At 71.8% G+C, this 22343-nt stretch carries 23 protein-coding genes and 7 tRNA genes; 10 read left to right on the forward strand and 20 right to left on the reverse strand.

Annotation, left to right across the window (positions count from 1 at the left end; genetic code table 11):
• Nucleotides 1-16: 16 nt before the first annotated feature.
• The 11 genes from ruvB to OG500_RS08065 form a co-directional block, all read right to left on the reverse strand.
• Complete coding sequence (gene ruvB / locus OG500_RS08015; RefSeq protein ID WP_327065718.1) at nt 17-1132, reverse strand: Holliday junction branch migration DNA helicase RuvB; 1116 nt, start codon at nt 1130-1132, stop codon at nt 17-19.
• Between the two features lie 55 nt (nt 1133-1187).
• Complete coding sequence (gene ruvA, locus OG500_RS08020) at nt 1188-1802, reverse strand: Holliday junction branch migration protein RuvA (protein WP_329578114.1); 615 nt, start codon at nt 1800-1802, stop codon at nt 1188-1190.
• Nucleotides 1799-2347, reverse strand: coding sequence for a crossover junction endodeoxyribonuclease RuvC (gene ruvC / locus OG500_RS08025; protein ID WP_327065720.1), 549 nt, complete (start codon nt 2345-2347; stop codon nt 1799-1801). Before ruvC ends, ruvA begins: the two co-directional genes overlap by 4 nt.
• 171 nt (nt 2348-2518) lie before the next feature.
• Nucleotides 2519-3277, reverse strand: a complete 759-nt coding sequence (locus tag OG500_RS08030) for a YebC/PmpR family DNA-binding transcriptional regulator (RefSeq protein ID WP_327065721.1) — start codon at nt 3275-3277, stop codon at nt 2519-2521.
• 79 nt (nt 3278-3356) lie between these two features.
• Nucleotides 3357-3986, reverse strand: a complete 630-nt coding sequence (gene pdxT, locus OG500_RS08035) for a pyridoxal 5'-phosphate synthase glutaminase subunit PdxT (RefSeq protein ID WP_327065722.1) — start codon at nt 3984-3986, stop codon at nt 3357-3359.
• 108 nt (nt 3987-4094) lie between these two features.
• A complete protein-coding gene (pdxS, locus tag OG500_RS08040) occupies nt 4095-5009 on the reverse strand; it encodes a pyridoxal 5'-phosphate synthase lyase subunit PdxS (protein ID WP_327065723.1) in 915 nt (304 codons plus the stop codon).
• A 164-nt stretch (nt 5010-5173) separates the two neighbouring features.
• The gene (locus OG500_RS08045; protein WP_327065724.1) at nt 5174-5719 is read right to left on the reverse strand and encodes a hypothetical protein; all 546 of its coding nucleotides are present in this window, start codon (nt 5717-5719) and stop codon (nt 5174-5176) included.
• Nucleotides 5720-5786: 67 nt separating this feature from the next.
• Nucleotides 5787-6956, reverse strand: coding sequence for a glycosyltransferase family 4 protein (locus OG500_RS08050; RefSeq protein WP_327065726.1), 1170 nt, complete (start codon nt 6954-6956; stop codon nt 5787-5789).
• Between the two features lie 16 nt (nt 6957-6972).
• Nucleotides 6973-7932 (reverse strand): phosphatidylinositol mannoside acyltransferase, encoded by a 960-nt coding sequence (locus OG500_RS08055; RefSeq protein ID WP_327065727.1) that lies wholly within the window; start codon nt 7930-7932, stop codon nt 6973-6975.
• A 9-nt stretch (nt 7933-7941) separates the two neighbouring features.
• Nucleotides 7942-8610: a phosphatidylinositol phosphate synthase gene (gene pgsA / locus OG500_RS08060; protein ID WP_329578121.1), complete on the reverse strand. Its 669-nt coding sequence runs from the start codon at nt 8608-8610 to the stop codon at nt 7942-7944.
• A 126-nt stretch (nt 8611-8736) separates the two neighbouring features.
• On the reverse strand, nt 8737-9153 hold the full coding sequence (locus OG500_RS08065; protein ID WP_327065729.1) for a thiol-disulfide oxidoreductase DCC family protein: 417 nt from the start codon (nt 9151-9153) through the stop codon (nt 8737-8739).
• A gap of 153 nt (nt 9154-9306) precedes the next feature.
• On the opposite strand from OG500_RS08065, the gene OG500_RS08070 reads away from it, so the two are divergent.
• Nucleotides 9307-10953 carry a hypothetical protein gene (locus OG500_RS08070; protein ID WP_327065730.1) on the forward strand — a complete coding sequence of 549 codons (1647 nt, stop codon included), beginning with the start codon at nt 9307-9309 and terminating at the stop codon, nt 10951-10953.
• 63 nt (nt 10954-11016) lie between these two features.
• Here OG500_RS08070 and OG500_RS08075 read toward each other — a convergent pair whose 3' ends face one another.
• Both OG500_RS08075 and thrS read right to left on the reverse strand, forming a co-directional pair.
• Nucleotides 11017-11577 (reverse strand): HIT family protein, encoded by a 561-nt coding sequence (locus OG500_RS08075; RefSeq protein WP_327065731.1) that lies wholly within the window; start codon nt 11575-11577, stop codon nt 11017-11019.
• 76 nt (nt 11578-11653) lie between these two features.
• Complete coding sequence (gene thrS / locus OG500_RS08080) at nt 11654-13633, reverse strand: threonine--tRNA ligase (protein ID WP_327065732.1); 1980 nt, start codon at nt 13631-13633, stop codon at nt 11654-11656.
• Between the two features lie 313 nt (nt 13634-13946).
• Between thrS and OG500_RS08085 the strand changes: the two genes are divergently transcribed.
• Entirely contained in the window at nt 13947-14717 is a 771-nt protein-coding gene (locus OG500_RS08085) for an exonuclease domain-containing protein (protein WP_327065733.1), read from the forward strand.
• 57 nt (nt 14718-14774) lie between these two features.
• Here OG500_RS08085 and OG500_RS08090 read toward each other — a convergent pair.
• Together OG500_RS08090 and OG500_RS08095 are read right to left on the reverse strand one after the other, a co-directional pair.
• A tRNA-Val gene (locus OG500_RS08090) sits at nt 14775-14846 on the reverse strand.
• Between the two features lie 247 nt (nt 14847-15093).
• Nucleotides 15094-15165 (reverse strand) — tRNA-Val (locus OG500_RS08095).
• 400 nt (nt 15166-15565) lie between these two features.
• Between OG500_RS08095 and OG500_RS08100 the strand changes: the two genes are divergently transcribed.
• On the forward strand, nt 15566-15979 hold the full coding sequence (locus tag OG500_RS08100; RefSeq protein ID WP_030056266.1) for an SsgA family sporulation/cell division regulator: 414 nt from the start codon (nt 15566-15568) through the stop codon (nt 15977-15979).
• Nucleotides 15980-16294: 315 nt separating this feature from the next.
• Nucleotides 16295-16879 (forward strand): CGNR zinc finger domain-containing protein, encoded by a 585-nt coding sequence (locus OG500_RS08105; protein ID WP_327065734.1) that lies wholly within the window; start codon nt 16295-16297, stop codon nt 16877-16879.
• A gap of 33 nt (nt 16880-16912) precedes the next feature.
• Here the strand turns inward: OG500_RS08105 and OG500_RS08110 are convergent, their stop codons facing one another.
• Nucleotides 16913-17389 (reverse strand): hypothetical protein, encoded by a 477-nt coding sequence (locus OG500_RS08110; protein ID WP_327065735.1) that lies wholly within the window; start codon nt 17387-17389, stop codon nt 16913-16915.
• A gap of 148 nt (nt 17390-17537) precedes the next feature.
• Between OG500_RS08110 and OG500_RS08115 the strand changes: the two genes are divergently transcribed.
• Nucleotides 17538-18026: a DsbA family protein gene (locus tag OG500_RS08115; protein WP_327065736.1), complete on the forward strand. Its 489-nt coding sequence runs from the start codon at nt 17538-17540 to the stop codon at nt 18024-18026.
• Nucleotides 18027-18035: 9 nt separating this feature from the next.
• On the opposite strand, the gene OG500_RS08120 is transcribed toward OG500_RS08115, so the two are convergent.
• The 3 genes from OG500_RS08120 to OG500_RS08130 form a co-directional block, all read right to left on the reverse strand.
• The gene (locus OG500_RS08120; protein WP_329578131.1) at nt 18036-18875 is read right to left on the reverse strand and encodes a GNAT family N-acetyltransferase; all 840 of its coding nucleotides are present in this window, start codon (nt 18873-18875) and stop codon (nt 18036-18038) included.
• 67 nt (nt 18876-18942) lie between these two features.
• Entirely contained in the window at nt 18943-19758 is an 816-nt protein-coding gene (locus OG500_RS08125) for an aminotransferase class IV (RefSeq protein WP_329578134.1), read from the reverse strand.
• Between the two features lie 39 nt (nt 19759-19797).
• Nucleotides 19798-20865, reverse strand: a complete 1068-nt coding sequence (locus tag OG500_RS08130) for a chorismate-binding protein (RefSeq protein WP_327065739.1) — start codon at nt 20863-20865, stop codon at nt 19798-19800.
• A gap of 242 nt (nt 20866-21107) precedes the next feature.
• Here OG500_RS08130 and OG500_RS08135 point away from each other — a divergent pair.
• The 5 genes from OG500_RS08135 (at nt 21108) to OG500_RS08155 (ending at nt 21726) form a co-directional block, all read left to right on the forward strand.
• A tRNA-Gly gene (locus OG500_RS08135) sits at nt 21108-21180 on the forward strand.
• Nucleotides 21181-21233: 53 nt separating this feature from the next.
• Nucleotides 21234-21307: transfer RNA gene (locus OG500_RS08140), tRNA-Cys, on the forward strand.
• A gap of 30 nt (nt 21308-21337) precedes the next feature.
• Nucleotides 21338-21409, forward strand: a tRNA-Val gene (locus OG500_RS08145).
• A gap of 95 nt (nt 21410-21504) precedes the next feature.
• Nucleotides 21505-21576, forward strand: a tRNA-Val gene (locus OG500_RS08150).
• Nucleotides 21577-21654: 78 nt separating this feature from the next.
• Nucleotides 21655-21726, forward strand: a tRNA-Val gene (locus OG500_RS08155).
• Nucleotides 21727-21956: 230 nt separating this feature from the next.
• On the opposite strand, the gene OG500_RS08160 is transcribed toward OG500_RS08155, so the two are convergent.
• A complete protein-coding gene (locus tag OG500_RS08160) occupies nt 21957-22178 on the reverse strand; it encodes a hypothetical protein (RefSeq protein WP_327065740.1) in 222 nt (73 codons plus the stop codon).
• Between the last annotated feature and the right edge of the window lie 165 nt (nt 22179-22343).

The following is a 22343-nucleotide window of genomic DNA, read 5'->3' on the forward strand; positions in this document are numbered from 1 at the left end:
CGAGTCCCCGACACGGTCAGTCCTCGGCGGATTCCTGCGCACCCGGTCCGGAGACCGGTTCGGACGCGAAGAAGTTCTGCTGCCCCGGCACTCCCGAGCGGCCGGACTGCGACTGCGGCGGCGGGGTCAGGCCCAGGTGCTGCCAGGCCGCCGCGGTGGCGATCCGCCCGCGCGGGGTGCGGGCCAGCAGGCCCTCGCGGACCAGGAACGGCTCGGCGACCTCCTCGACCGTCTCGGACTCCTCCCCCACCGCGACGGCCAGCGTGGACAGGCCCACCGGGCCGCCGCCGAACAGCCGCAGCAGCGCGTCCAGCACCGCCCGGTCCAACCGGTCCAGACCACGCTCGTCCACCTCGTAGACCGCGAGGGCCTTGGCGGCGATCTGCCGGGTGATCCGCCCGTCGTGCTCCACCTGCGCGTAGTCGCGCACCCGGCGCAGCAGCCGGTTGGCGATGCGCGGCGTGCCCCGGGAGCGTCCGGCGATCTCGGCGGCGCCGACCGGATCGATCTCCACGTCCAGGAGCGCGGCCGACCGGTGCACCACCCGCTCCAGCTCGGCGGGCGCGTAGAACTCCATGTGCCCGGTGAAGCCGAAACGGTCGCGCAGCGGCGGCGGCAGCAGTCCGGCCCGGGTGGTGGCGCCGACCAGGGTGAAGGGCGGCAGCTCCAGCGGGATCGCGGTGGCGCCCGGACCCTTGCCGACGATCACGTCGACCCGGAAGTCCTCCATCGCCATGTAGAGCATCTCCTCGGCGGGCCGCGACATCCGGTGGATCTCGTCGAGGAAGAGCACCTCGCCCTCGGTCAGCGAGGAGAGGATCGCGGCCAGGTCGCCGGCGTGCTGGATGGCCGGGCCCGAGGTGATCCGGATCGGCGCGTTCAGCTCGGCCGCGATGATCATCGACAGGGTGGTCTTGCCGAGCCCGGGCGGGCCACTGAGCAGCACGTGGTCGGGCGCCGCACCGCGCTTGCGGGCGGCCCGCAGCACCAGCGAGAGCTGCTCGCGCACTCGCTCCTGGCCGATGAACTCGTCCAGCAGCTTGGGACGCAGCGCCGCCTCGACCGCCTGGTCCGCGTCGTCGGCAGCGGCTGCCACCAGCCGGCCTTCGGGATCGGAGTCGTACGGGCTCATCAGGGCGGGCTCCAAGTCGACAAAGTGACGAGTCGTCAGGGGGATAAGGGGACGGTCAGCGGGTGCGGTTCAGGCTGCGCAGCGCGGCCTTGAGCAGCGCACCGACGTCGGTGCGCGGCTGCGCCTCGGCCTCCGGCGTGACCGCGAGCACCGCCTCGTCCGCCTCGCGCGGCGCGTAGCCGAGGCCGACCAGGGCCGCGTGCAGCTGCTCGCTCCACGGCGCGGGGCCGGCGGCGGCCGGTTGCTGCGCGGGGACCACGGTGCCGTGCGGGTGGCCGAGCTTGTCCTTGTACTCCAGCAGCAGCTTGGCCGCCTTGGCCTTGCCGATGCCGGGCACCTTGATCAGGGCCCGCTCGTCCCCGCCGGCCACCGCGACCCGCAGCGCCTCGGGGCTGTGCACCCCGAGCATCGCCTGCGCCAGCCGCGGTCCGACCCCGGGGGCGGCCTGCAGCACCTCGAAGGTGGCCCGCTCGTCCTCGTCCGCGAAGCCGTAGAGGGTCAGCGAGTCCTCCCGGACCACCAGCGAGGTGGCCAGCCTGGCCGGCTCGCCGAGGCGCAGCGCGGCCAGCGTGTTCGGGGTGCACTGCAGCGCGAGCCCCACGCCGCCCACCTCGACGACGGCACTGCCGGGGGCGAGGGCGGCAACCGGGCCCTGGACGAAGGCGATCACGCGCGGTACTCCTTGGGAACCTGACGGGCGGAAGTGGTTGTGGCGGCCAGCGCGGCGGCGATCCTGCCGCTCGCCGCGCCGCGCCAGATGTGGCAGATCGACAGCGCCAGCGCGTCCGCGGCGTCGGCCGGCTTGGGAGGCGCGTCCAGCCGCAGCAGCCTGGTCACCATCGCGGTGACCTGCGCCTTGTCGGCCCGGCCCGAGCCGGTGACGGCGGCCTTGACCTCACTGGGGGTGTGCAGCACCACCGGCAGGCCGCGCCGGGCGGCGCAGAGCATGGCGACCGCGCTGGCCTGCGCGGTGCCCATCACGGTGCGCACGTTGTGCTGGGCGAAGACCCGCTCGATGGCCACGATGTCGGGCCGGTGGGCGTCGAGCCAGCTCTCCAGCCCCTCCTCGATCGCCAGCAGCCGGCGCGGGACCTCCTCCTCGGCCGGGGTGCGCACCACGCCGACCCCGACCATCCGCAGCGGCCGGCCCGGCGCGCCGTCGACCACGCCGACGCCGCACCTGGTCAGCCCAGGGTCCACGCCCAGCACCCGCACGCTCCCACCCTCCGTCAGTCCTGCCGGCCCAGAGTCGGTCCGACCGGATCAGCATCGGTCCAACCAGGTCAGACCATAGCCGCCCGCTGCGACAGCGCCGCCAATGACACCGGCCCGGCGGTCCCTGTAGGACCGCCGGGCCGGTGGACGTCACGCTGACGAGCCCTCAGCTCACTCGGCGTCGAGCTGCGCACCCACCTCGTCGGAGATGTCGAAGTTGGCGAAGACGTTCTGCACGTCGTCGCTGTCCTCCAGCGCGTCGATCAGCTTGAAGATCTTGCGGGCGCCGTCCACGTCCAGCTCGACCTGCATGCTGGGCACGAAGTTGGCGTCGGCCGAGTCGTAGTCGAGACCGGCGTCGACGAGCGCGGTGCGCACCGCGACCATGTCGGTCGCCTCGGAGATCACCTCGAAGGTGTCGCCGAGGTCGTTGACCTCCTCGGCGCCGGCCTCGAGGACGATGTCCAGGACCTTGTCCTCGTCCACGCCGTCGCTCTTCGGGACGATCACCACGCCCTTGCGGTTGAACAGGTACGACACCGAGCCCGGGTCGGCCATCGAACCGCCGTTGCGGGTCATCGCCACGCGCACGTCGGAGGCGGCGCGGTTGCGGTTGTCGGTGAGGCACTCGATCAGCACCGCGACGCCGTTGGGGCCGTAGCCCTCGTACATGATCGTCGAGTAGTCGGCCCCGCCGGCCTCGGCACCCGAACCGCGCTTGACCGCGCGGTTGATGTTGTCGATCGGGACCGAGCTCTTCTTGGCCTTCTGGATGGCGTCGTAGAGCGTCGGGTTGCCGGCCGGGTCACCGCCGCCGGTGCGCGCCGCCACCTCGATGTTCTTGATCATCTTGGCGAAGAGCTTGCCGCGCTTGGCGTCGATCACGGCCTTCTTGTGCTTGGTGGTAGCCCACTTAGAGTGGCCGGACATCACCAGCTCCTTTACGTCGCCAAAGGGAAATGAAACAGGGGAGATCTTACCGGTGTCGAACCGGCGCACCGGTCACCGGTCAGACCCGCGCCGCTTCCAGCGCCTGCTCGGCCATCCGCACGAAGAACGCGTGCACCCGGTGGTCCCCCGTCAGCTCGGGGTGGAAGGAGGTGGCCAGCAGGTTGCCCTGGCGCACCGCCACGATCCGGCTCTCGGCGCCGTCGGCCGCCGGCAGCTCGGCCAGCACCTCGACACCGGCGCCCACCGACTCCACCCACGGGGCCCGGATGAAGACGCCGTGCACCGGCTCGCCCTCCAGGTGCGCGAAGGAGACCGCGGACTCGAAGGACTCGTTCTGCCGGCCGAAGGCGTTGCGGCGCACCGTCATGTCGATGCCGCCCACGCTCTGCTGGTCCTCGCGCCCGTCCAGGATCTTCTCGGCCAGCATGATCATGCCCGCGCAGGAGCCGTAGACCGGCATCCCCGCCGCCACCCGGGCGCGCAGCGGCTCCATCAGGCCGAAGGCCAGCGCCAGGTTGGACATCGTGGTGGACTCGCCGCCGGGTATCACCAGGGCGTCGACCTCGGCCAGCTCCTCGGCCCGGCGGACCGGACGGGCCAGGGCGTCCGCCTCGGCGAGCGCGATCAGGTGCTCACGGACATCGCCCTGCAGGGCCAGGACGCCGATGACGGGAGTGCTGCTCGACACGGTGGAATTCCTCTTCACGTCGGTACTGCGGTTCGGTGCGGCCACATCCGCACGGAGCGGCCCGCCGCGACCCCAGGGGTGCGCGGCGGGCCGACAGGCGCGGGCTGACTACCAGCCGCGGTTGGCGTAGCGCTCGGTCTCGGGCAGGGTGTCGCAATTGATGCCGACCATGGCCTCGCCCAGGCCGCGGGAGACGTCCGCGATCACCTTCGGGTCGTCGTAGAAGGTGGTGGCCTTCACCACGGCGGCGGCGCGCTTGGCCGGGTCGCCGGACTTGAAGATGCCGGAGCCGACGAAGACGCCCTCGGCGCCCAGCTGCATCATCAGCGCGGCGTCGGCCGGGGTGGCCACACCACCGGCGGAGAACAGCACGACGGGGAGCTTGCCGAGCTGCGCGACCTCCTTGACCAGCTCGTACGGGGCCTGCAGGTTCTTGGCCGCGACGTAGAGCTCGTTCTCGTCCAGGGTGGTCAGGCGGCGGATGTCGGCGTTGATCTGGCGCATGTGGCGCACGGCCTCGACGACGTTGCCGGTGCCGGCCTCGCCCTTGGAGCGGATCATGGCCGCGCCCTCGGCGATGCGGCGCAGCGCCTCACCGAGGTTGGTGGCGCCACAGACGAAGGGGGTGGTGAAGGCCCACTTGTCGGAGTGGTTGACCTCGTCGGCCGGGGTGAGGACCTCGGACTCGTCGATGTAGTCGACACCGAGCGCCTGCAGGACCTGGGCCTCGACGAAGTGGCCGATGCGGGACTTGGCCATGACCGGGATGGAGACCGCGTTGATGATGCCGTCGATCATGTCCGGGTCGGACATCCGGGCCACGCCGCCGTCCTTGCGGATGTCGGCCGGGACCCGCTCCAGGGCCATGACGGCGACGGCACCGGCATCCTCGGCGATCTTGGCCTGCTCGGCGTTGACCACGTCCATGATCACACCGCCCTTGAGCTGCTCGGCCATGCCGCGCTTGACCCGGGCGGTACCGATCTGCGGCTGGTCGGCGGAAGCGGGAGTGCTGGTGGACACGTGAGACCTCACTCGAAGACGAACCGGTGTGCTATCGCCCTATGGTAGGCCGTTCGGGTACGTGATCGATGCGCCACCGAGTCCAGGCACACCAAATCGATACGACAATCAGTCCGTTTCCGAGCAGCCCGCGGCCAGGGTACGGTGCCCCGCCGAGCCCCGGTCTAGGCCACCGTCCCCTGCGGTACCAGGGCCGCCGGAGGCTCGTCGTCCATTTCGAAGGCGAGCGGGAACGGCGCCCGGCCGGCCAGGCGGAAGTACCGCACGAGCCGGTGCGTGCGCACCGCGCGCGCCGCGCGCACCGCGTCGTTGTGGAACCGGCGGGCCATCGGTACCCGGCGCACCGCCGAGGTCAGATCGCGCACCGCCTCCTCGCCGCCGGGCGCGGCCCGCAGCTCGGCCAGTTGCTCGGGCTCGGCGAAGACCGCGCGCAGCGCCTGGCTCAGCTCGCTCTCCGCCACCTCCCGGTGCTCCTCGTCGGCCTGCCGCGCGGCGTGCGAGGCCTCGTAGAGCACGATCGAGGTGGCCGGGTCGAGCAGCGAGGACGTGGCCAGCTCCTGCGCCACCGAGGCGCGGCGCAGCAGTTGGGCGTCCAGCGCCGCGCGGGCGGCGTCGATCCGCGCGTGCAGCCGGTCCAGCCGGCCCGCGGTCCAGCTCAGGTAGGCCGCGAAGAGCACCACGGCCACCGCGGCCCAGATCCAGGTAGTCACGAGGCGTAACGCTACCGGCCCCGGACGGCGCCCCCGGCCCGCCCCCTACCGGTCCCGCTCCCATGCCCTAGTCCCGCGTCAGCCCCAGCCGCTCGCGCCAGCCGCTGCGTTCGTCCTCGCGCACCTTGGGCGCACTGCCCATCCCGTCGGTCACCGTCTCGTACACCGAGAGGATGTCCGCGCCGACCGTCGACCAGTCGAAGCGCCGCACGTGCTCGGTCGCGGCCGCCCGCAGCTCGGCCAGCCGCGCCGGATCGTCCAGCAGCCGCACCGCGGTCGCCGCCAGCGCCTCGGCGTCCTCCACCGGGAACAGCTCGCCGGCCCGACCGCCGTCCAGCACCTGGGCGAACGCGTCCAGGTCGCTGGCCAGCACCGCCGCCCCCGCCGCCATCGCCTCCACCAGGATGATCCCGAAGCTCTCCCCGCCGGTGTTGGGCGCCACGTACAGGTCGACGCTGCGCAGCAGCCGCGCCTTCTCCACGTCGCTGATCATGCCCAGGAACTCCACCCGGGCCCGGACCTCGGGCGCGAGGCCGGCCGCGGCCTCCGCCTCGTCGCCCTTGCCCGCCACCAGCAGGCGCACCTCGGGGTGGGCGGCCAGGATCGCCGGGAGCGCGGCGAGCAGGGTCGGCAGTCCCTTGCGCGGCTCGTTCATCCGCCCGACGAAGCCGATCGTCGCGCCCGTCCAGCGCTCGTCCCGCCCCGCCTCGGCGAAGAAGGAGACGTCCACGCCGTTGGGGATCACCACCGCGTCGCCGCCCAGGTGCTCGACCAGGGTTCGGCGGGCGTACTCGCTCACCGCGATCCGGCCGCTGATCTTCTCCAGCGCCGGCTGCAGGATCGGCGAGGCCGCCACCATCACCCGCGAGCGCGGGTTGGCGGTGTGGAAGGTGGCCACCATCGGCCCGGTGGCCGCCCAGGCGGCCAGTATCGACAGGCTCGGCGCGGTCGGCTCGTGCACGTGCAGGATGTCGAACTCCCCGTCGCGCAGCCAGCGCCGCACCCGGGTGGCCGACAGGATCCCGAAACTGAGCCGCGCCACCGACCCGTTGTAGGGCACGGCCACCGCCCGCCCGGCCGAGACCACGTACGACGGCAGCGCCGACTCGTCCTCGGCCGGGGTCAGCACAGAGACCTTGTGGCCCAGGGCGATCAGCTGCTCGGCCAGGTCCCGGATGTGGAACTGCACCCCGCCCGGGACGTCCCAGTCGTACGGGCAGACGATACCGATCTTCATGGGCGCTCCCCCGCGACTAGGCATGCGTCGTCGGCTCGGCCGACGTCCCCTGCTCCTGCTGCGCGTCCTGTGGCCGCGCAGCCCCCTCGGACGGCAGATCCGCCACCCAGAACCGCTGCAGCATGTGCCAGTCCTGCGGGTGCTCGGCGATCCCCGCCGCCCACAGGTCGGCCATCGCCTGCGTCATCGCCGCCTTGGCCACCTGCCGGTCCGGCCCCTCCGGCGCCTCGATCGGCGGATGGATCCGGGCCCGCATCACCGGCCCGTCGTACCAGAGGGTCACCGGCAGCAGCGCCGCACCGGTCCGCTGGGCCAGCGCCGCCGGCCCCGCGGGCATCCGGGTCGTCTCACCGAAGAACTCCACCGGCAGGCCGGCGGCCGACAGGTCCCGGTCCCCCACCAGGCAGACCAGCTTGCCCGCGCGCAGCCGCCGGGCCAGCGTGCCGATCACCGAGACGTCGCTGCCGGTCAGCGCCAGCACCTCCATGCCCAGGCCCTCGCGGTAGGCCACGAACCGGTCGAAGAGCGACTCCGGCTTGAGCCGCTCGGCCACCGTGGTGAAGTTGAATCCCAGGTGCCGCACCACCCAGGCGCCCGCCAGGTCCCAGTTCGCCATGTGCGGCAGCGCTATGACCGCGCCCCGGCCCGACTCCATCGCCGTCACCAGGTGCTCGATGCCCTCGACCTGCATCCGGTCGGCGATCTTGCGGTCGTCCCAGGTCGGCAGCCGGAACGACTCCATCCAGTACCGCAGGTACGAGCGCATCCCGGCCCGGGAGAGCTCGCGCAACTCGGCCGGCGAGGCGGTGGGCCGTACCCGGGCCAGGTTCGCCTCCAGCCTGCTCACCCCGCGCCCGCGCCGCCGCCAGGTGAAGTCGGCGAGCTGGTCGCCCAGCACCCGCACCACCGGCTCGGGCAGCAGCTTCAGTACCGCCCAGCCTGCGGCGTACCCGGAGTCGACCAGCTTCTCGCGCATTCGCCCGCCTCAGCTCTTCCGTGCGCCGTCGGTGTCCCGCGCGGCCAGGGCCGCGGCCTCGAAGGCCTCCCGGCGCACCGTCAGCATCCGCTGCAGCACCGTGACCAGACTTCCCACGCCCACCACCCAGAGCGCCACCGGCAGCAGCCACTCCACGTACGGCACCCCGAAGGTGTGCAGCCCCGCCACTCCGGCCGCGACCAGCGTGATCACCAGCCGCTCGGCCCGCTCGACGAGCCCGGAGACGTCACAGGGCAGGCCCAGGCTCTCGGCCCGCGCCTTCGTGTACGACACCACCTGGCCGCTCGCCAGGCAGAGCACCGCCATCGCGCAGAGCAGGTCGTTGTTCCCGCTGCCCGCGTACCAGAGCGCCAGGCCGCCGAAGATCGCCGCATCCGCCACCCGGTCCAGCGTGGAGTCCAGGAACGCCCCCCACTTGTTGGAGGTGCCCGCCTGGCGGGCCATGTTCCCGTCCACCAGGTCCGAGAAGATGAACAGGGTGATGGTGATCGTTCCCCAGAAGAACTCGCCCCGCGGGAAGAAGACCAGCGCACCGGCCACCGAACCCGCCGTACCGACCAGCGTCACCGCGTCGGGACTCACCCCCCAGCGCAGCAGCAGGGCGGCGAACGGGGTCAGGACACGTGTGAAGAAGGCACGCGCGTATTTGTTGAGCATGGCCTTCCCGACCGCTCCGATCTCACTTCGGGGAGTTCACCGGCGGCCATCAGCTGCGGCAGCACCGGGCGGCCGAGTGGATCAGCCCACCCGGCGTGACCCATGGTATCCAGGCCGTCGGACCCGCTACGCCCGGCGCGGCAGCGCACAGGCCGCGGTGCCACCCGGCAGCCGGTGCCGATGGCGTGCCACCACCCGGTAGAGGCCCGACGCGAGCGGCCGCACCGGCGCCAGCGTCAACACCGCGCCCAGGTACGCCCAGGCGTTCCCCGACCGCAGCAGCAGCTTCGCCACCGCCTGCGCCCCGCCGAAGACCTCCCCCGGGGGCGTCACCCAGAGCACCTCCCGCTGTGCACGCTCCTTGCTCACCCCCAGCGCCGCGAGGTCGGCGAACTGGAACGGCCGGGCCGTCCAGCCCCCCGAGGCCAGCGTCTGGCGCAGGTACCGCTCGGCCAGCCGGACGCAGGAGGTGCAGAACGCGCAGTCCCCGTCGAAGACCAGCACCGGATCAGGGGCCCGGATCAGAGCTTCCTCAGTAACCATGACACCGATCCTGCACCATCCGGATCGAAGTGCCGCAGACGGGGAAGACTCGTGCCACACCGATCGGGTGACGGCTCTTCAGACGATCATCGACGCGACAGGTCGGCGGCGCGATACCCTGCCGCTGACAGGGGAGGAGGGGAGGCCGCAGCCATGAGCAAGCTCGACATGACCCCGGGTGCGCAGATACCCCGCACGGATGCCGCACCGCAGACCGCGGTCACCCAGGCACTCGCGTCGGTCGCCTACCGCGACGGCGAGGTGGACGGCTTCGTCGAGGCCGTCCAGCCGGGCGTCAACGGAAAGCCTGGCCGGTTCAAGCTGCTGCGCCCCAACCTCGGCGAGGCCTACAGCAAGGCCGTGATCGCCCGCACGCTGGGGGCCGGGCGCAAGCCGATCGTGCCCTCCTTCGGCACCGAGCCCCGGATGGTGGTCGAGCACTGCCTCGCCGCCGAGGAGGTGCGGGCCACCCGCGACCGCAGGCTGATGCTGGTGACGCTGCTCACCGGTGTCCTCTTCCTGCCCGGCACGCTGCTCTGGCTGATCGGCTTCCGGCTGCGGATCTGGCTGCGCGCAGGGCCGTCGCGCCGCGAGGGGGTCTTCGGTCCGATCGTGGTGACCGTGCTGCTGGTGCTGGCCGGTCTCCTCGCCTGGCGGCCACCGGTCGGCGGGCCGCTCGGCCTCTACCTCCGAGTGATCATGCTCGTCCCGGTCCTCGGCTGGTTCCTCGCCAAGCGGATCTGCCTGAGCACCCTCAAGGAGCTGCGGGCCCGGTGGACCGAGGTGATCGACGGCAACGCGGTCGCCGTCGTGCCACAGGCCGTGCCGCGCCACGACCAGGACGAGCGCGCCGCCCAGCTCAAGGTCAAGCTCACCGAGCTCTCCCTGGAGCAGGACACCAACGTCCTGCACTACGCGGGCGTCAACGGGATACTCGGCCTCGGCAAGCGCTGGGGCTCCTGGGAGCTGGTGGAGGACCTGCGGCCGGCCGAGGGCCACGAGGACTTCCGCACCTTCCACACCTGGGACCTGGTCAAGAAGATCACCGACCGGCTCAACGGGCTGGGCCGCAGCGACGTCGGCAACGGCGGCGTGCCGCACTCCTCCGTCGAGCAGTGGGTGATCATGGAGGTCGGCGCCGGGGCCGACGAGATCGGACGCCCCGGCGGCCCCGACATGGACGGCCCGCGGATGCGCGACCACGCCGTGGTCAACATCGCCAACCGCCAGGGCTTCGGCCTCGACGGCCCCCGGCACTACCTCGGCACCCAGTTCGTCCTCAACAAGGGCCGACTGGTCGTCAGCGTGCTGGTCACCGTCACCGTGCTCGGCAACACCCTGCGGGTCTCGGTCAACGGCCACACCCTGGGGCCGGTGGCCGGCGTCTTCCACGACAAGCCCAAGCCCAAGGAGATGACCCAGGCCAAGACGGGCAAGTTCTGGGAGGAACGGACCATCCAACTGCCGCTGATCGACAACGACGAGGTGGTCCGCCAGGCGCTGCGCGCCCCGTTCCTGCGGGCCCCCGGGCTGCTCGCCTGGCTCGGCGGCACGATGAAGCTCCCGGAGCCCTTCGGCCTGCGCACCGCCTGGGCCACCGGGCCCTGGAACAGCCGCTTCATGGCCGACGACTCCATGCGGATCGTCACCCCGGTGGTCAGCGCGGTGCTCGCCGCCACCATCGATTTCCTCGCCGACCACGACATCAACACCGACCGGTTCACCAACCGCGGCCTGATCATGCGCTCCGAGCTGCAGGGCGTCCGGCCCTTCAAGTCGGACGTCTACGACGCCTGGTGACCAGAGGCCAAAACGCTGCGGGGCCCGGTGTTCGCACCGGGCCCCGCGGCTTTACGGCGCCGCCTACGGCTGCGGCCAGGCGTCGGCCAGCATCTTGCGGGTGTCGGCCAGCAGCTGCGGCAGCACCTTGGTGTGCCCCACCACCGGCATGAAGTTGGTGTCCCCGCCCCAGCGCGGCACCACGTGCTGGTGCAGGTGCGCCGCGATCCCGGCTCCGGCGGCCGCACCCTGGTTCATCCCGATGTTGAAGCCGTGCGCCCCCGAGGCCGCCCGCAGCGCGGTCATCGCCTGCTTGGTCAGCAGCGCGACCTCGACGGTCTCCTCCTCGGTCAGCTCCGTGTAGTCGGCCACGTGCCGGTACGGGACCAGCATCAGGTGACCGCCGTTGTAGGGGTACAGGTTGAGCACCGCGAAGGCGTGCAGCCCGCGCTTGATGATCAGCCCGTCCTCGTCGCTGAGCGACGGAATCGAGCAGAACGGGCAACCGTCATCGGGGGCAGGCCCGGTGGGCTTGTTCTCACCCTGGATGTAGGCCATCCGATGGGGCGTCCACAGGCGCCGGAAGCCGTCCGGCTCCCCGACACCCTGCTGCAGTTCCGGCTCACTCGTCATGTCGATCAGCATATTCGGCCGGACCCCCCGCCAAACCAGTGTGGGGCGGACTCCTCGCAAGGAGTCCGCCCCACACCCGTCACTCAGGTCACACCTGGATCCGGCGCTCCACCGCGTCCACGATCTCGGCCACGGCCTCGGCGACCGGGACGGCGTTCTTCTGCTCGCCGCTGCGGTAGCGGAAGCTCACCGCGCCGGCCTCGACGTCGTCGTTGCCCGCGATCAGCATGAACGGAATCTTGCTCTTCTGAGCGGTCCTGATCTTCTTCTGCATCCGCTCGTCCGAGGCGTCCACCTCGACCCGGATCCCGCGCTTCTTCAGCTCGGCCGCCACCTCCTGGAGGTACGGCACGTGCTCCTCGGTGATCGGGATGCCGACCACGGTGACCGGCGCCAGCCACGGCGGCATCGCACCGGCGTAGTGCTCCAGCAGCACCGCGAAGAAGCGCTCGATGCTGCCGAACAGCGCCCGGTGGATCATCACCGGCCGCTGCCGGTTGCCGTCCGCACCCTGGAACTCCAGCTCGAAACGGTTCGGCAGCTGGAAGTCGACCTGGATGGTCGACATCTGCCAGGTGCGCCCGATCGCGTCCCGCGCCTGGACCGAGATCTTCGGGCCGTAGAAAGCCGCACCCTCGGGGTCGAGGACCAGTTCGAGGTTCTGCTTCTCGGCCGCCGCGCGCAGCGTCTCGGTGGCCTCCTCCCAGTCCTCGTCCGAGCCGATCGACTTCTCCGGGTCCCGGGTGGAGAGCTCCAGGTAGAAGTCGGTCAGGCCGTAGTCGCGCAGCAGGTCCAGCACGAAGGTGAGCAGCGAGTCGAGCTCGCCGGCCATCTGCTCCTTGGTGCAGTAGATGTGCGCGTCGTCCTGGGTGAAGCCGCGGGCGCGGGTCAGGCCGTGCACCACGCCCGACTTCTCGTACCGGTACACCGTGCCGAACTCGAAGAGCCGCAGCGGCAGTTCACGGTAGGACCGACCGCGCGAGCGGTAGATCAGGTTGTGCATCGGGCAGTTCATCGGCTTGAGGTAGTAGTCGTTCTCGCCGTCGAGCTGCATGGGGGGGTACATGCCGTCGGCGTACCAGTCCAGGTGACCGGAGAGCTCGAACAGCGTGCCCTTGGTGGCGTGCGGGGTGTAGACGAACTCGTAGCCCGCCTCCTCGTGCCGCTTGCGCGAGTAGTCCTCCATGGCCCGGCGCATCACGCCGCCCTTGGGGTGGAAGACCGCGAGGCCCGAGCCGATCTCCTCGGGGATGGAGAAGAGGTCCAGCTCGCTGCCGAGCTTGCGGTGGTCGCGCTTGGCCGCCTCGGTCAGGAAGTCCAGGTGGGCCTTCAGCTCGTCCTTGGTCGGCCAGGCGGTCCCGTAGAGGCGCTGCAGCTGCTTGTTCTTCTCGCTGCCCCGCCAGTAGGCGGCGGCCGAGCGCATGATCTTGAAGGCCGGGATCATCCGGGTGCTCGGCAGGTGCGGGCCGCGGCACAGGTCGCCCCAGCACAGCTCGCCGCTCTTCGGGTCCAGGTTGTCGTAGATGGTCAGCTCGCCGCCGCCCACCTCGACGTCCGCGCCCTCACCGGCCGTGGCAGCCGAGCCCTTGAGCCCGATCAGCTCCAGCTTGTACGGCTCGCCGGCCAGCTCCTCGCGGGCCGCCTCGTCGGTGACCACGCGGCGGGAGAACTTCTGGCCCTTCTTGATGATCTCCTGCATCTTCTTCTCGATGGCCTTGAGGTCATCGGGATGGAACGGCTTCTCGACGTCGAAGTCGTAGTAGAAGCCGTCCTTGATCGGCGGACCGATGCCCAGCTTGGCCTCGGGGAAGATCTCCTGCACGGCCTGCGCCATCACGTGGGCGGTGGAGTGGCGCAGGATGTTCAGGCCGTCGGGGCTGGTGAGCTCGACCGGCTCGACCTCGTCGCCGTCCTGCAGCTGGTACGCGAGGTCCTTCAGGGCACCCGCGACCCGGGCCGCGATCACGCCGCGGTCGTCGGCGAACAGCTCGGCGGCGGTAGTGCCCGTGGTCACCACGCGCTCTTCCCGATCGGGTTCGCGGTTGATGATTACCCGGACGTCCGTCACCGGTCTCTCCTGACGTGCTGGCTGTGATGGGGGACGCAGCTGGTACTGCGCTCCCCGATGGTACCGAGCCCACCGTGCTCGCCGTACACCTGCGTCCACCGGCCCGGTCGCCGGTCCGGCAGCGGGTCGGCAGCGGCTCGGCGATCTCCCGTCCGGGGGCCGTGCCATCCGCCCGGGCCGCGCGGGATTGAAGCGGTGGCGCCACGGGGTATCACCTGCTCGGAACCGCACCGTGCGCCGGTGCACCGTCAGTCCTCGACGGTGCACCAGGCCGGGTCCGGGGGCACGTCAGGGGAGTTGAGGGGTGGTCACGATGCGGAACCTCCACTGGTACGAAGGCCCACTCGCCTCCTTCGACACCGAGACCACCGGCGTGGACGTGGAACAGGACCGGGTGGTCTCCGCCGCCCTGGTCCTGCAGGCCGCGCCCGACGCGCCGGTGGAGCGGCTGACTTGGCTGGTCGACCCGGGGGTCCCGATCCCCGAAGGGGCCCGCGCGGTGCACGGCATCACCGACGAGCAGGTCCGCGCCCACGGCCGCTCGCCGGTCGTGGTGACCGCCGAGATCGCCCGGGCGCTGGCCGAGCAGGCCAGGGCCGGCGTCCCGCTGGTGGTGATGAACGCGCCCTACGATCTGACCCTGCTGGACCGGGAGTTGCGCCGTCACCGGCAGAGCTCGCTGGCCGCCGTGCTCGCCGACGCCGAGCTGCTGGTGGTCGATCCGCGGGTGCTGGACAAGCACGTGGACCGCTACCGCAAGGGCCGGCGCACCCTCACCGACCTGTGCGCGCACTACGGCATAGCGCTCGCCGACGCACACGACGCGAGCGCCGACGCCTGGGCCTCCCTGCAGCTGGTCCGCGCGGTGGGCCGGCGCTACAGCACCGCACTGGGCGAGTTCTCCACGGCCGAGCTGCACCTGCGCCAGGCCCGCTGGCACGCGGCCCAAGCGCGGGGCCTGCAGGACTGGTTCGACCGGTCCGGCACCCCGGAGCAGGTGGACCGGTCCTGGCCGCTTCGCCCGGCCCGCTGCGTCTGCGGCGCTCTGCCGGGCGTCGGGCACAGCTGCGAGAGCGCTGCCTGACCCGGAACATGCATCGGGCCCCAACTGCCTTGGCAGTTGGGGCCCGATGTTGTCCGGTGGGCGATACTGGGATCGAACCAGTGACCCCTTCGGTGTGAACGAAGTGCTCTCCCGCTGAGCTAATCGCCCGGGCAACGAGAAGAACAATAGCACCGCCTGGGGGGTGCCGTACAACTCGGTCCGGGCGGCGGCCCACCGGTGGCCACCCGACGCGGCGACAGCAGGCAGCGGGGAAAGGCCTGATGACGAGTCCTCAGTTCCGAACAGCTCCGGCAAGACGGATCCGGGAGAGTCGGCAATCCACCGCGAAACAACAGAAAGGCGTAGGACCCCGGTCAATAAATAACCGGGGTCCTACGCCTTACTTGCAATCCGGTGGGCGATACTGGGATCGAACCAGTGACCCCTTCGGTGTGAACGAAGTGCTCTCCCGCTGAGCTAATCGCCCGGCTGCAGGGAAAACATTACCGCATCCCGAGGGGTGCTCCGCACCACCCCCACCCCGTCACCGTCGATCGCCGCCCGAACCGCCCCGGACCAAGTCCCACCAGCCCGACAGTCGCCCTCCGTCACGATCCGTCACCATTCCTCACGATTCACCCGAGGTCCCGCCGAAGCCCCGCGCGGACTCCCGCCCGACCTCTCACCCCGCCTCTCGCCGCTCGAACCCGATATCCGCATCCGGCCCGGTTCCGCACCGCTTCCGGGCGATTGCGCAATGCGCCGGAAGGGTTACCGCGGGGCCCCGAATCGGGACAGAGGGGTTTACATCGCCGCCGGGGGTGGGATGGTCCGTTCGCCGACGTGCGATTCCCCGAGCGCACACTGAGCGAAAGGCCCTGGCGCTTATGAACACCACGGTCAGCTGCGAGCTGCACCTGCGCCTCATCGTGTCGAGCGAGTCTTCACTGCCCGTCCCCGCGGGCCTGCGCTACGACACCGCCGACCCCTATGCCGTGCACGCGACCTTCCACACCGGTGCGGACGAGACCGTGGAGTGGGTGTTCGCCCGCGACCTGCTCGCGGAGGGGCTGCACCGACCCACCGGGACCGGAGACGTCCGGGTGTGGCCGTCACGCAGTCACGGACAGGGAGTCGTCTGCATCGCGCTGTCTTCCCCCGAGGGGGAAGCCCTGCTGGAAGCACCGGCCCGGGCGCTTGAGTCCTTCCTCAAGCGGACCGACGCCGCCGTGCCGCCCGGCACCGAGCATCGCCACTTCGATCTGGATCGGGAGCTGTCGCACATCCTTGCCGAGAGCTGAAGGGCCGGGGGTGCTCCCCCGGTCGTCCGGTCGACGGTCGTCGACCTCTCAGGTGGCTGTCCTACTCGGGGGCACGGCCACCGATTCAACCGCGCTTCGCGGTCTCGGGGCCGGTCGTCCAAGGGGTTGACGCGTGAGCGGCGCGCCGGCCCCACTGAAGGCGTCCGGTGCCACGGCGCCCGGCCCGCTGCAGCGGGCCGGGCGCCGTGGCACCGGACGCCTTCGGCACGCTCGCAGGCACGGGCCGGTAGAGTTCGCCGGTGTTGAGAAGCGGGCGGCACCGACCGCCCCCCGGCGCACGCGAGGAGTTCCCACGTGCTGATCACCCATGACACCGAGTGCGCCCTGGGCCTTCTGGTCGAGCTGCTCAACACCGCCCCGGAAGTGGCGGGCACCGAGCAGCTGCCGGATGTGGCCGCCTTGGACGCCTTCGTGGTGCGCGGCGACATCAGCGAGGTGGACTCCGTCACGGCGGTGGACCTGGCTGCCGTGCACCGGCTGCGCGGGCAGCTGCGGGACGTCTTCACCGCACCCTCCACCCGGATCGCCGCCGAGCTGGTGAACGCGCTGGTGGCGGCCGTGAACGCGACGCCCCGGCTGACCGACCACGACGGCCACGGCTGGCACATGCACTACTTCGCCCCGCACGCGGCGCTGGCCGACCACCTGGCGGCCGAGCTGGGGATGGCGCTGGGCCTGATCCTGATGGCCGGCGAGCGCGAGCGGCTGCGGCGCTGCGAGGCGCCGGACTGCGCACGCGTCTTCGTGGACCTGTCGCGCAACCGCTCGCGCCGCTACTGCGACAGCCGCACCTGCGGGAACCGGATGCACGTCGCCGCCTACCGGGCACGCCAGCGCTCGGCCGGGGCGGCGGACGACGTCACGGTCGGCGTGGGCTGACCCGCCCCCGGCGCGGCCACCCGCCGCGCCGCCTCAGATGCCGCGCTTGCGCAGGATCTCCTCGATGTCGGAGAAGTCGCCGAGCTCGTCGGCAGCGCTCTTCTTGCCCTTGGGGGCCGGGTCCACGGCGGGCGGGGCGGCGGCGGCCGGAGCGGCCCGTCCCTCGCGGGAGCGGGACTCGCCGCGGCCGACCGCGTCGGCCGGGGCCTCGGTGCGGCCCGAGCCGCCCGCGGCGCCCAGGCGGCTGAGCACCAGCAGCAGGACGGCGAGGCCGAGCAGGCCGACGCCCGTCCAGACCCGGGGATCGAAGACCAGCCTGGTGGCCCAGTGGCCGACCGCGCGGCCGATCGCGGTACCGACCGGGACCAGGCCGGTCAGGTAGACGCCGGCCGGCAGCAGCGCCAGGCCCGCCCAGCGGGTGGCGGTGCGCCAGCGGCGGCGCAGGCCGTGGGTGGCGGCCAGCGCCAGGCCGGCGACAGTCAGGGCGTAACAGATGGCGCCGGTCAGCATGGCCGGGCCCGGGTCGTGCGGCGGGCCGGAGCGGCGGGGCGCGCCGATGGACGCGCCGGGCCTGATCTCGGGCGCCGGGTCGAGTCGCTGGTGCGCATGGCTCTCCGTCCTGGTCGGTGCAGGTCTCTGCTAGTGGAACACTGGGCGCATGACCGATGGTTCCCTGCCCCAGTTGGAGTTCTGGTGCGAGCTGCAGTGCCCGGACTGCCGCACCGCGCTCGACGACGTCCGCGCGCTGCGTGAGCGGTACGGCGACGCGCTGACCGTCTCGTTGCGGCACTTCCCGCTCGAGAAGCACAAGCACGCGTACGCGGCCGCCGAGGCGGCCGAGGAGGCGTTCTCGCAGGGGCTGGGGTGGCCGTTCGTCGAGGCCGTGCTGGCCCGGGTGGACGAGCTGGAGAAGCGCGGGCAGCAGTTGCTGCTGGAGGTGGCCGCGGCGGTCGGCCTGGACGCCGAGGAGGTCGAGCTGGCGCTGATCGACGGCCGGCACACGCTGGTGGTGGACGCCGACCAGGCCGAGGGCAAGGCGATCGGCGTGACCGGCACGCCGACCTACCTGGTGGCCGGGCAGCGGCTGGACGGCGGACAGAGCCAGGAGGGTCTGCGGGAGCGGATCATCGACCTGCTGGAAGCCTGAGCACGGAATTCACAGCAGCGTTTTCGTCAGCACCCGGCCGGCGGTCCGGTAACCCAGCGAGGCGTAGAGGCCGAGCGCGACGGTGTTGTCGGCGTAGACATTCAGGCCGAGGTCGCGCACCCCGGCCGCGAGGCATTCACGTTCGGCCGCGAGCAGCAGCTCGCGGCCGTAGCCTTTTCCTCGTTCTTCGGGGGCCACCTCGATGGTCATCACCCAGGCCAGCGGGCTGCCGTCGGACAGCCGGCCGTTGTCCAGCGCGAGCCAGAGGCTGCCGAGCGGCCGCTCGTCGAGCAGCAGCCGGCGCAGGGCCACCCCGGGGGTCGCGTGGCCCTGGAGCAGCAGGCGGGTGTGTTCGGCGGCGCAGCGCTGCACGGCCTGGTCAGCGCTGAAGCCGGCGCCCCGCAGCTGGGCCTGGAACTCGGCCTGGGTGGCCGCGAGCCAGTCGGGGTACTCGGCCGGGCCGATCGGACGGATCGTCAGGCCGCTTCGCAGCGGCGCCGGTCGGCCGATCCGCTTGAGCAGGTGCAGGTTGGTCTCGACGTAGCCGAGGGCGAGCGCCAGGGCGTGCGCGGGCCGGGCCTCGACCGGGACGGAGACCTCGGCGCGGTGACACCCCCAGGCCCGCAGCACCTCCTCGGCGGCGAGCACGGCGACCGTGCCGCGACCGCGACGCGGGCCGTCGGTGACCGCCAACTCCTCGATCCGGCCGACCCGGTAGGAGCCGTAGCGGCGGGCTACGGTGCGCACGGTGCCGACCGGGCGGCCGTTGGCGCAGATCAGCCAGCGGCGATCGGCTCCGCCGTCCGGGGTCGCCGTTTCGGGCCCGGCCGGGCGCAGGGTGGTGGTCATGGCTGCTCTCTTCCCTGGGCGGGCGGCCGCGTAACGAGGGATCCGGCCCACCCTGGCGCCGGTCGGCTCACGGGTCCAGGTCGTCGGCCGCGCGGGCGGCGAAGGCGGCCATCGCGCGGGCGGTGACCGGGCCCGGGGCGGGCAGCTGGTGGTCGTCGACCCGGGCGACGGCCTGGACGTCGCGCAGGGTGGAGGTCAGGAAGACCTCCTCGGCCTCGCGCAGGACCTGGTACGGCAGGTCCGCCTCCTCGGCCTCGCACCAGTCGACGACCAGCGCGCGGGTCACCCCGGCCAGGCAGCCGGCGGCCACCGGCGGGGTGAGCAGTCTGCCGCCGAGGACCACGAAGACGTTCGATCCGGTGCCCTCGCAGAGCGCTCCCGCGGTGTTGGCGAAGAGGGCCTCGCTGGCGCCCTGGCGGTGCGCGTGGGCGAGCGCGACCACGTTCTCGGCGTAGGAGGTGGTCTTCAGGCCGGCCACCGCGCTGTGCTCGTTGCGGGTCCACGGGACGGTGGCCACGGCGGTGGTGTCGGGGCGGGCGGTTGCCGCGCCGAGCGCGATGGCCAGGGTGGGCGGGGCGTCACCGCGGTCGGAGCCGAGCGGGGCCACTCCCCCGGTGTAGGTGATCCGCAGGCGGCCCAGCGGCATCGGGGTGGCGGCGAGCACGGCCTGGCAGCCCTTGCGGACCTCTTCGAGGTCGGGGGCGGGCAGGCCGAGGCCGGCGGCCGAGCGGGCCAGCCGGTCGAGGTGGCGGGTGAGGGCGAAGGTCTGTCCGTGCACGGCCTTGACCGTCTCGAAGACGCCGTCGCCGACGGTCAGTCCATGGTCGAAGACGGAGACCTCGGCGGCGGACTCCTCGATCAGCGCGCCGTTGAGCCAGATCATCGCACTACCTCCACGGGTGGGAGCCCGGAGTGGAGGGCTCTACTCCGGGTGGTCGCCCGACGCTATCGCGACCAGCCGGGCGGCCTTGAGCTCGGTCTCGGCCCATTCGCCCTCGGGGTCGGAGCCCCAGGTGATGCCGGCGCCGGTGCCGAAGTGCAGCAGCGGGGTGCCGGGATCGCTCCGGTCGATCCAGAACGTCCTTATGCCGACCGCGAGTTCGGCCTCGCCGCGGTCGGCGTCGACCCAGCCGACGGCACCGCAGTAGGGACCGCGGGGGGCGCGTTCCAGGGCGTCGATGATGTGCAGCGCGCTGGACTTGGGTGCGCCGGTGACCGAGCCGGGCGGGAAGGTGGCGGCGAGCAGCTCGGGCCAGCCGGCGTCGGCCCGCAGCGTGCCCTCGACGGTGGAGACGAGGTGGACCAGGCCGGGGTGCTTCTCGACCACGCACAGGTCGGGGACGGTGATGCTGCCGGCCGCGCAGGCCTGGCCGAGGTCGTTGCGGACCAGATCGACGATCATCACGTTCTCGGCGTGGTCCTTCTCCAGCAGGTCGTGCTCGGTGCGGCCGGTGCCCTTGATCGGCCCGGAGGCGACGGTGCGGCCACGGCGGCTCAGGTAGAGCTCCGGAGAGGCGGTGGCGATCTCCACGCCGTGCCGGGGCAGCCGGACGGTGCCGGCGTAGGGCGCGGGGTTGCCGTGGGCCAGCAGACCGGTCAGGGCGTCGATGTCGCTGTGGGCCGGGTCGGGGTCGGGCAGCGGCGCGGTCAGCACCCGGCAGAGGTTGGCCTGGTAGACCTCGCCGGCCGCGATGTGTTCGCGGATCCGCTGCACGCCCGCGAGGTAGGCGGCGCGGTCGAGCGAGCTGTGCCAGTCGCCGGACCGCGGGCCGCGCCACCGGTCGGCGACCGGGGCGGGTGTCGGGTCGGAGTGGACCTCGGCGAACCGGGCGCAGGTCAGGCGGCCTTCGAAGTCGTAGGCGACCGCCCACCAGCCCGTGCTCTCCAGTGCGGCGGGATCGTCGGTGACGTCGAGCAGTCCGGTGGCGAGCCGGCCGCCGAAACGGGCGATCGGCTGGTCGGGACGCGGGGCGGGGCTGGCGCTGGACACGGTTCTCCTGCGGGTGGGGCGCGGTGGGTCGAAGTCTAGGCGGCGGCCCGTGCGGGAGCCCGGTTCACCGGCTGACCTGCGGGGACGCCGGGGCCCCTGGCGGGGCCGTGATCGGCGGGGCGCACAGGGTGCTCGGCGGCGCACTCCGGATACGGAATTTGAGCTGGCCCAGGTTTCCGCTAAAGTTCAACACGTCGCCGGGAAACGGAGCCGCCAAAAGCGGGGAAGTGACCGGAAGACAGGCGGACGTGGCTCAGTTGGTAGAGCATCACCTTGCCAAGGTGAGGGTCGCGAGTTCGAATCTCGTCGTCCGCTCGGTGAAGGACAGCATGATCGTTCTTCCTGATATGGTTCAACCGAAGTTGCCTGGTGGAGTGGCCGAGAGGCGAGGCAACGGCCTGCAAAGCCGTCTACACGGGTTCAAATCCCGTCTCCACCTCCAGAGGTCCCCCGGCCTGCCGGGGGTCTTCCCGCGCGATTAGCTCAGCGGGAGAGCACTACCTTGACACGGTAGGGGTCACTGGTTCGATCCCAGTATCGCGCACACAGGCCCTTCGGGGCCCTGGTCCCTCAGGACCGCAGGTCACGGCTCGCACCGTGGCCACCAGCCGGAACACCGTCGGAGACGTCGGTGAGCAGGCGCGATTAGCTCAGCGGGAGAGCACTACCTTGACACGGTAGGGGTCACTGGTTCGATCCCAGTATCGCGCACGCAGGCCCCTCGGGGCCTCCGATCACGGTCGCACCGTGGTCACCAGCCAGAACGCTGTCGGCAACGTCGGCGGACCGGCGCGATTAGCTCAGCGGGAGAGCACTACCTTGACACGGTAGGGGTCACTGGTTCGATCCCAGTATCGCGCACCGGAGAGTTCAAGGGCCGGATCCTCATCGAGGGTCCGGCCCTTGGGCGTTGGGGCGGCCTCACCCGTACCCGACCGGCTACGCACGGACGAGTGCCGTGGCCCGACGCCCTCACCGACGTCCGGCCACGGCACTCGTTGGTTGGCCGGCGCGCTCCTTCGCTTGTCGCCCGTCCGCGTGTCCCCGCGAAGGCGCACCGCCGGCCGGCGTCCGATCCCTGTCCCCTGGGATCAGCGCCCGATCAGTTGGGCCACCGCCCTGGTCTGGGTGACCATCTGCTCCCACCCGCCGAAGAGCATCATCAGCGCGATCGCACAGGGCAGCGCGATCGCCAGCGCGACGGCCGGGTGGCGCTGCTCGCGGCTGGAGCCGCTCCGCGTGCGCTGCAGCCACTGGATGCGGTCGGCGACCGGTCGCCGGTGCTCGCGGGCGCCGGTGAACTGCGTTGCCATGATCCTGCTCCTGCCCCGGTGCGCGTCGTCTGGATGTCGTGGGTGGGTCGGTCAAAGGAGCGGTGGACGGAAACCTCGGGGGACGAGCACTCCGTCCACCGCTGAGATCAACACTAGGCGGGGGCAAGGGTCGTGGCGTCATGCCCGCGTATCGTTCGCCAGCGG

Origin of the sequence: Kitasatospora sp. NBC_01250 (assembly GCF_036226465.1) — a bacterium.
GTDB lineage: Bacteria > Actinomycetota > Actinomycetes > Streptomycetales > Streptomycetaceae > Kitasatospora.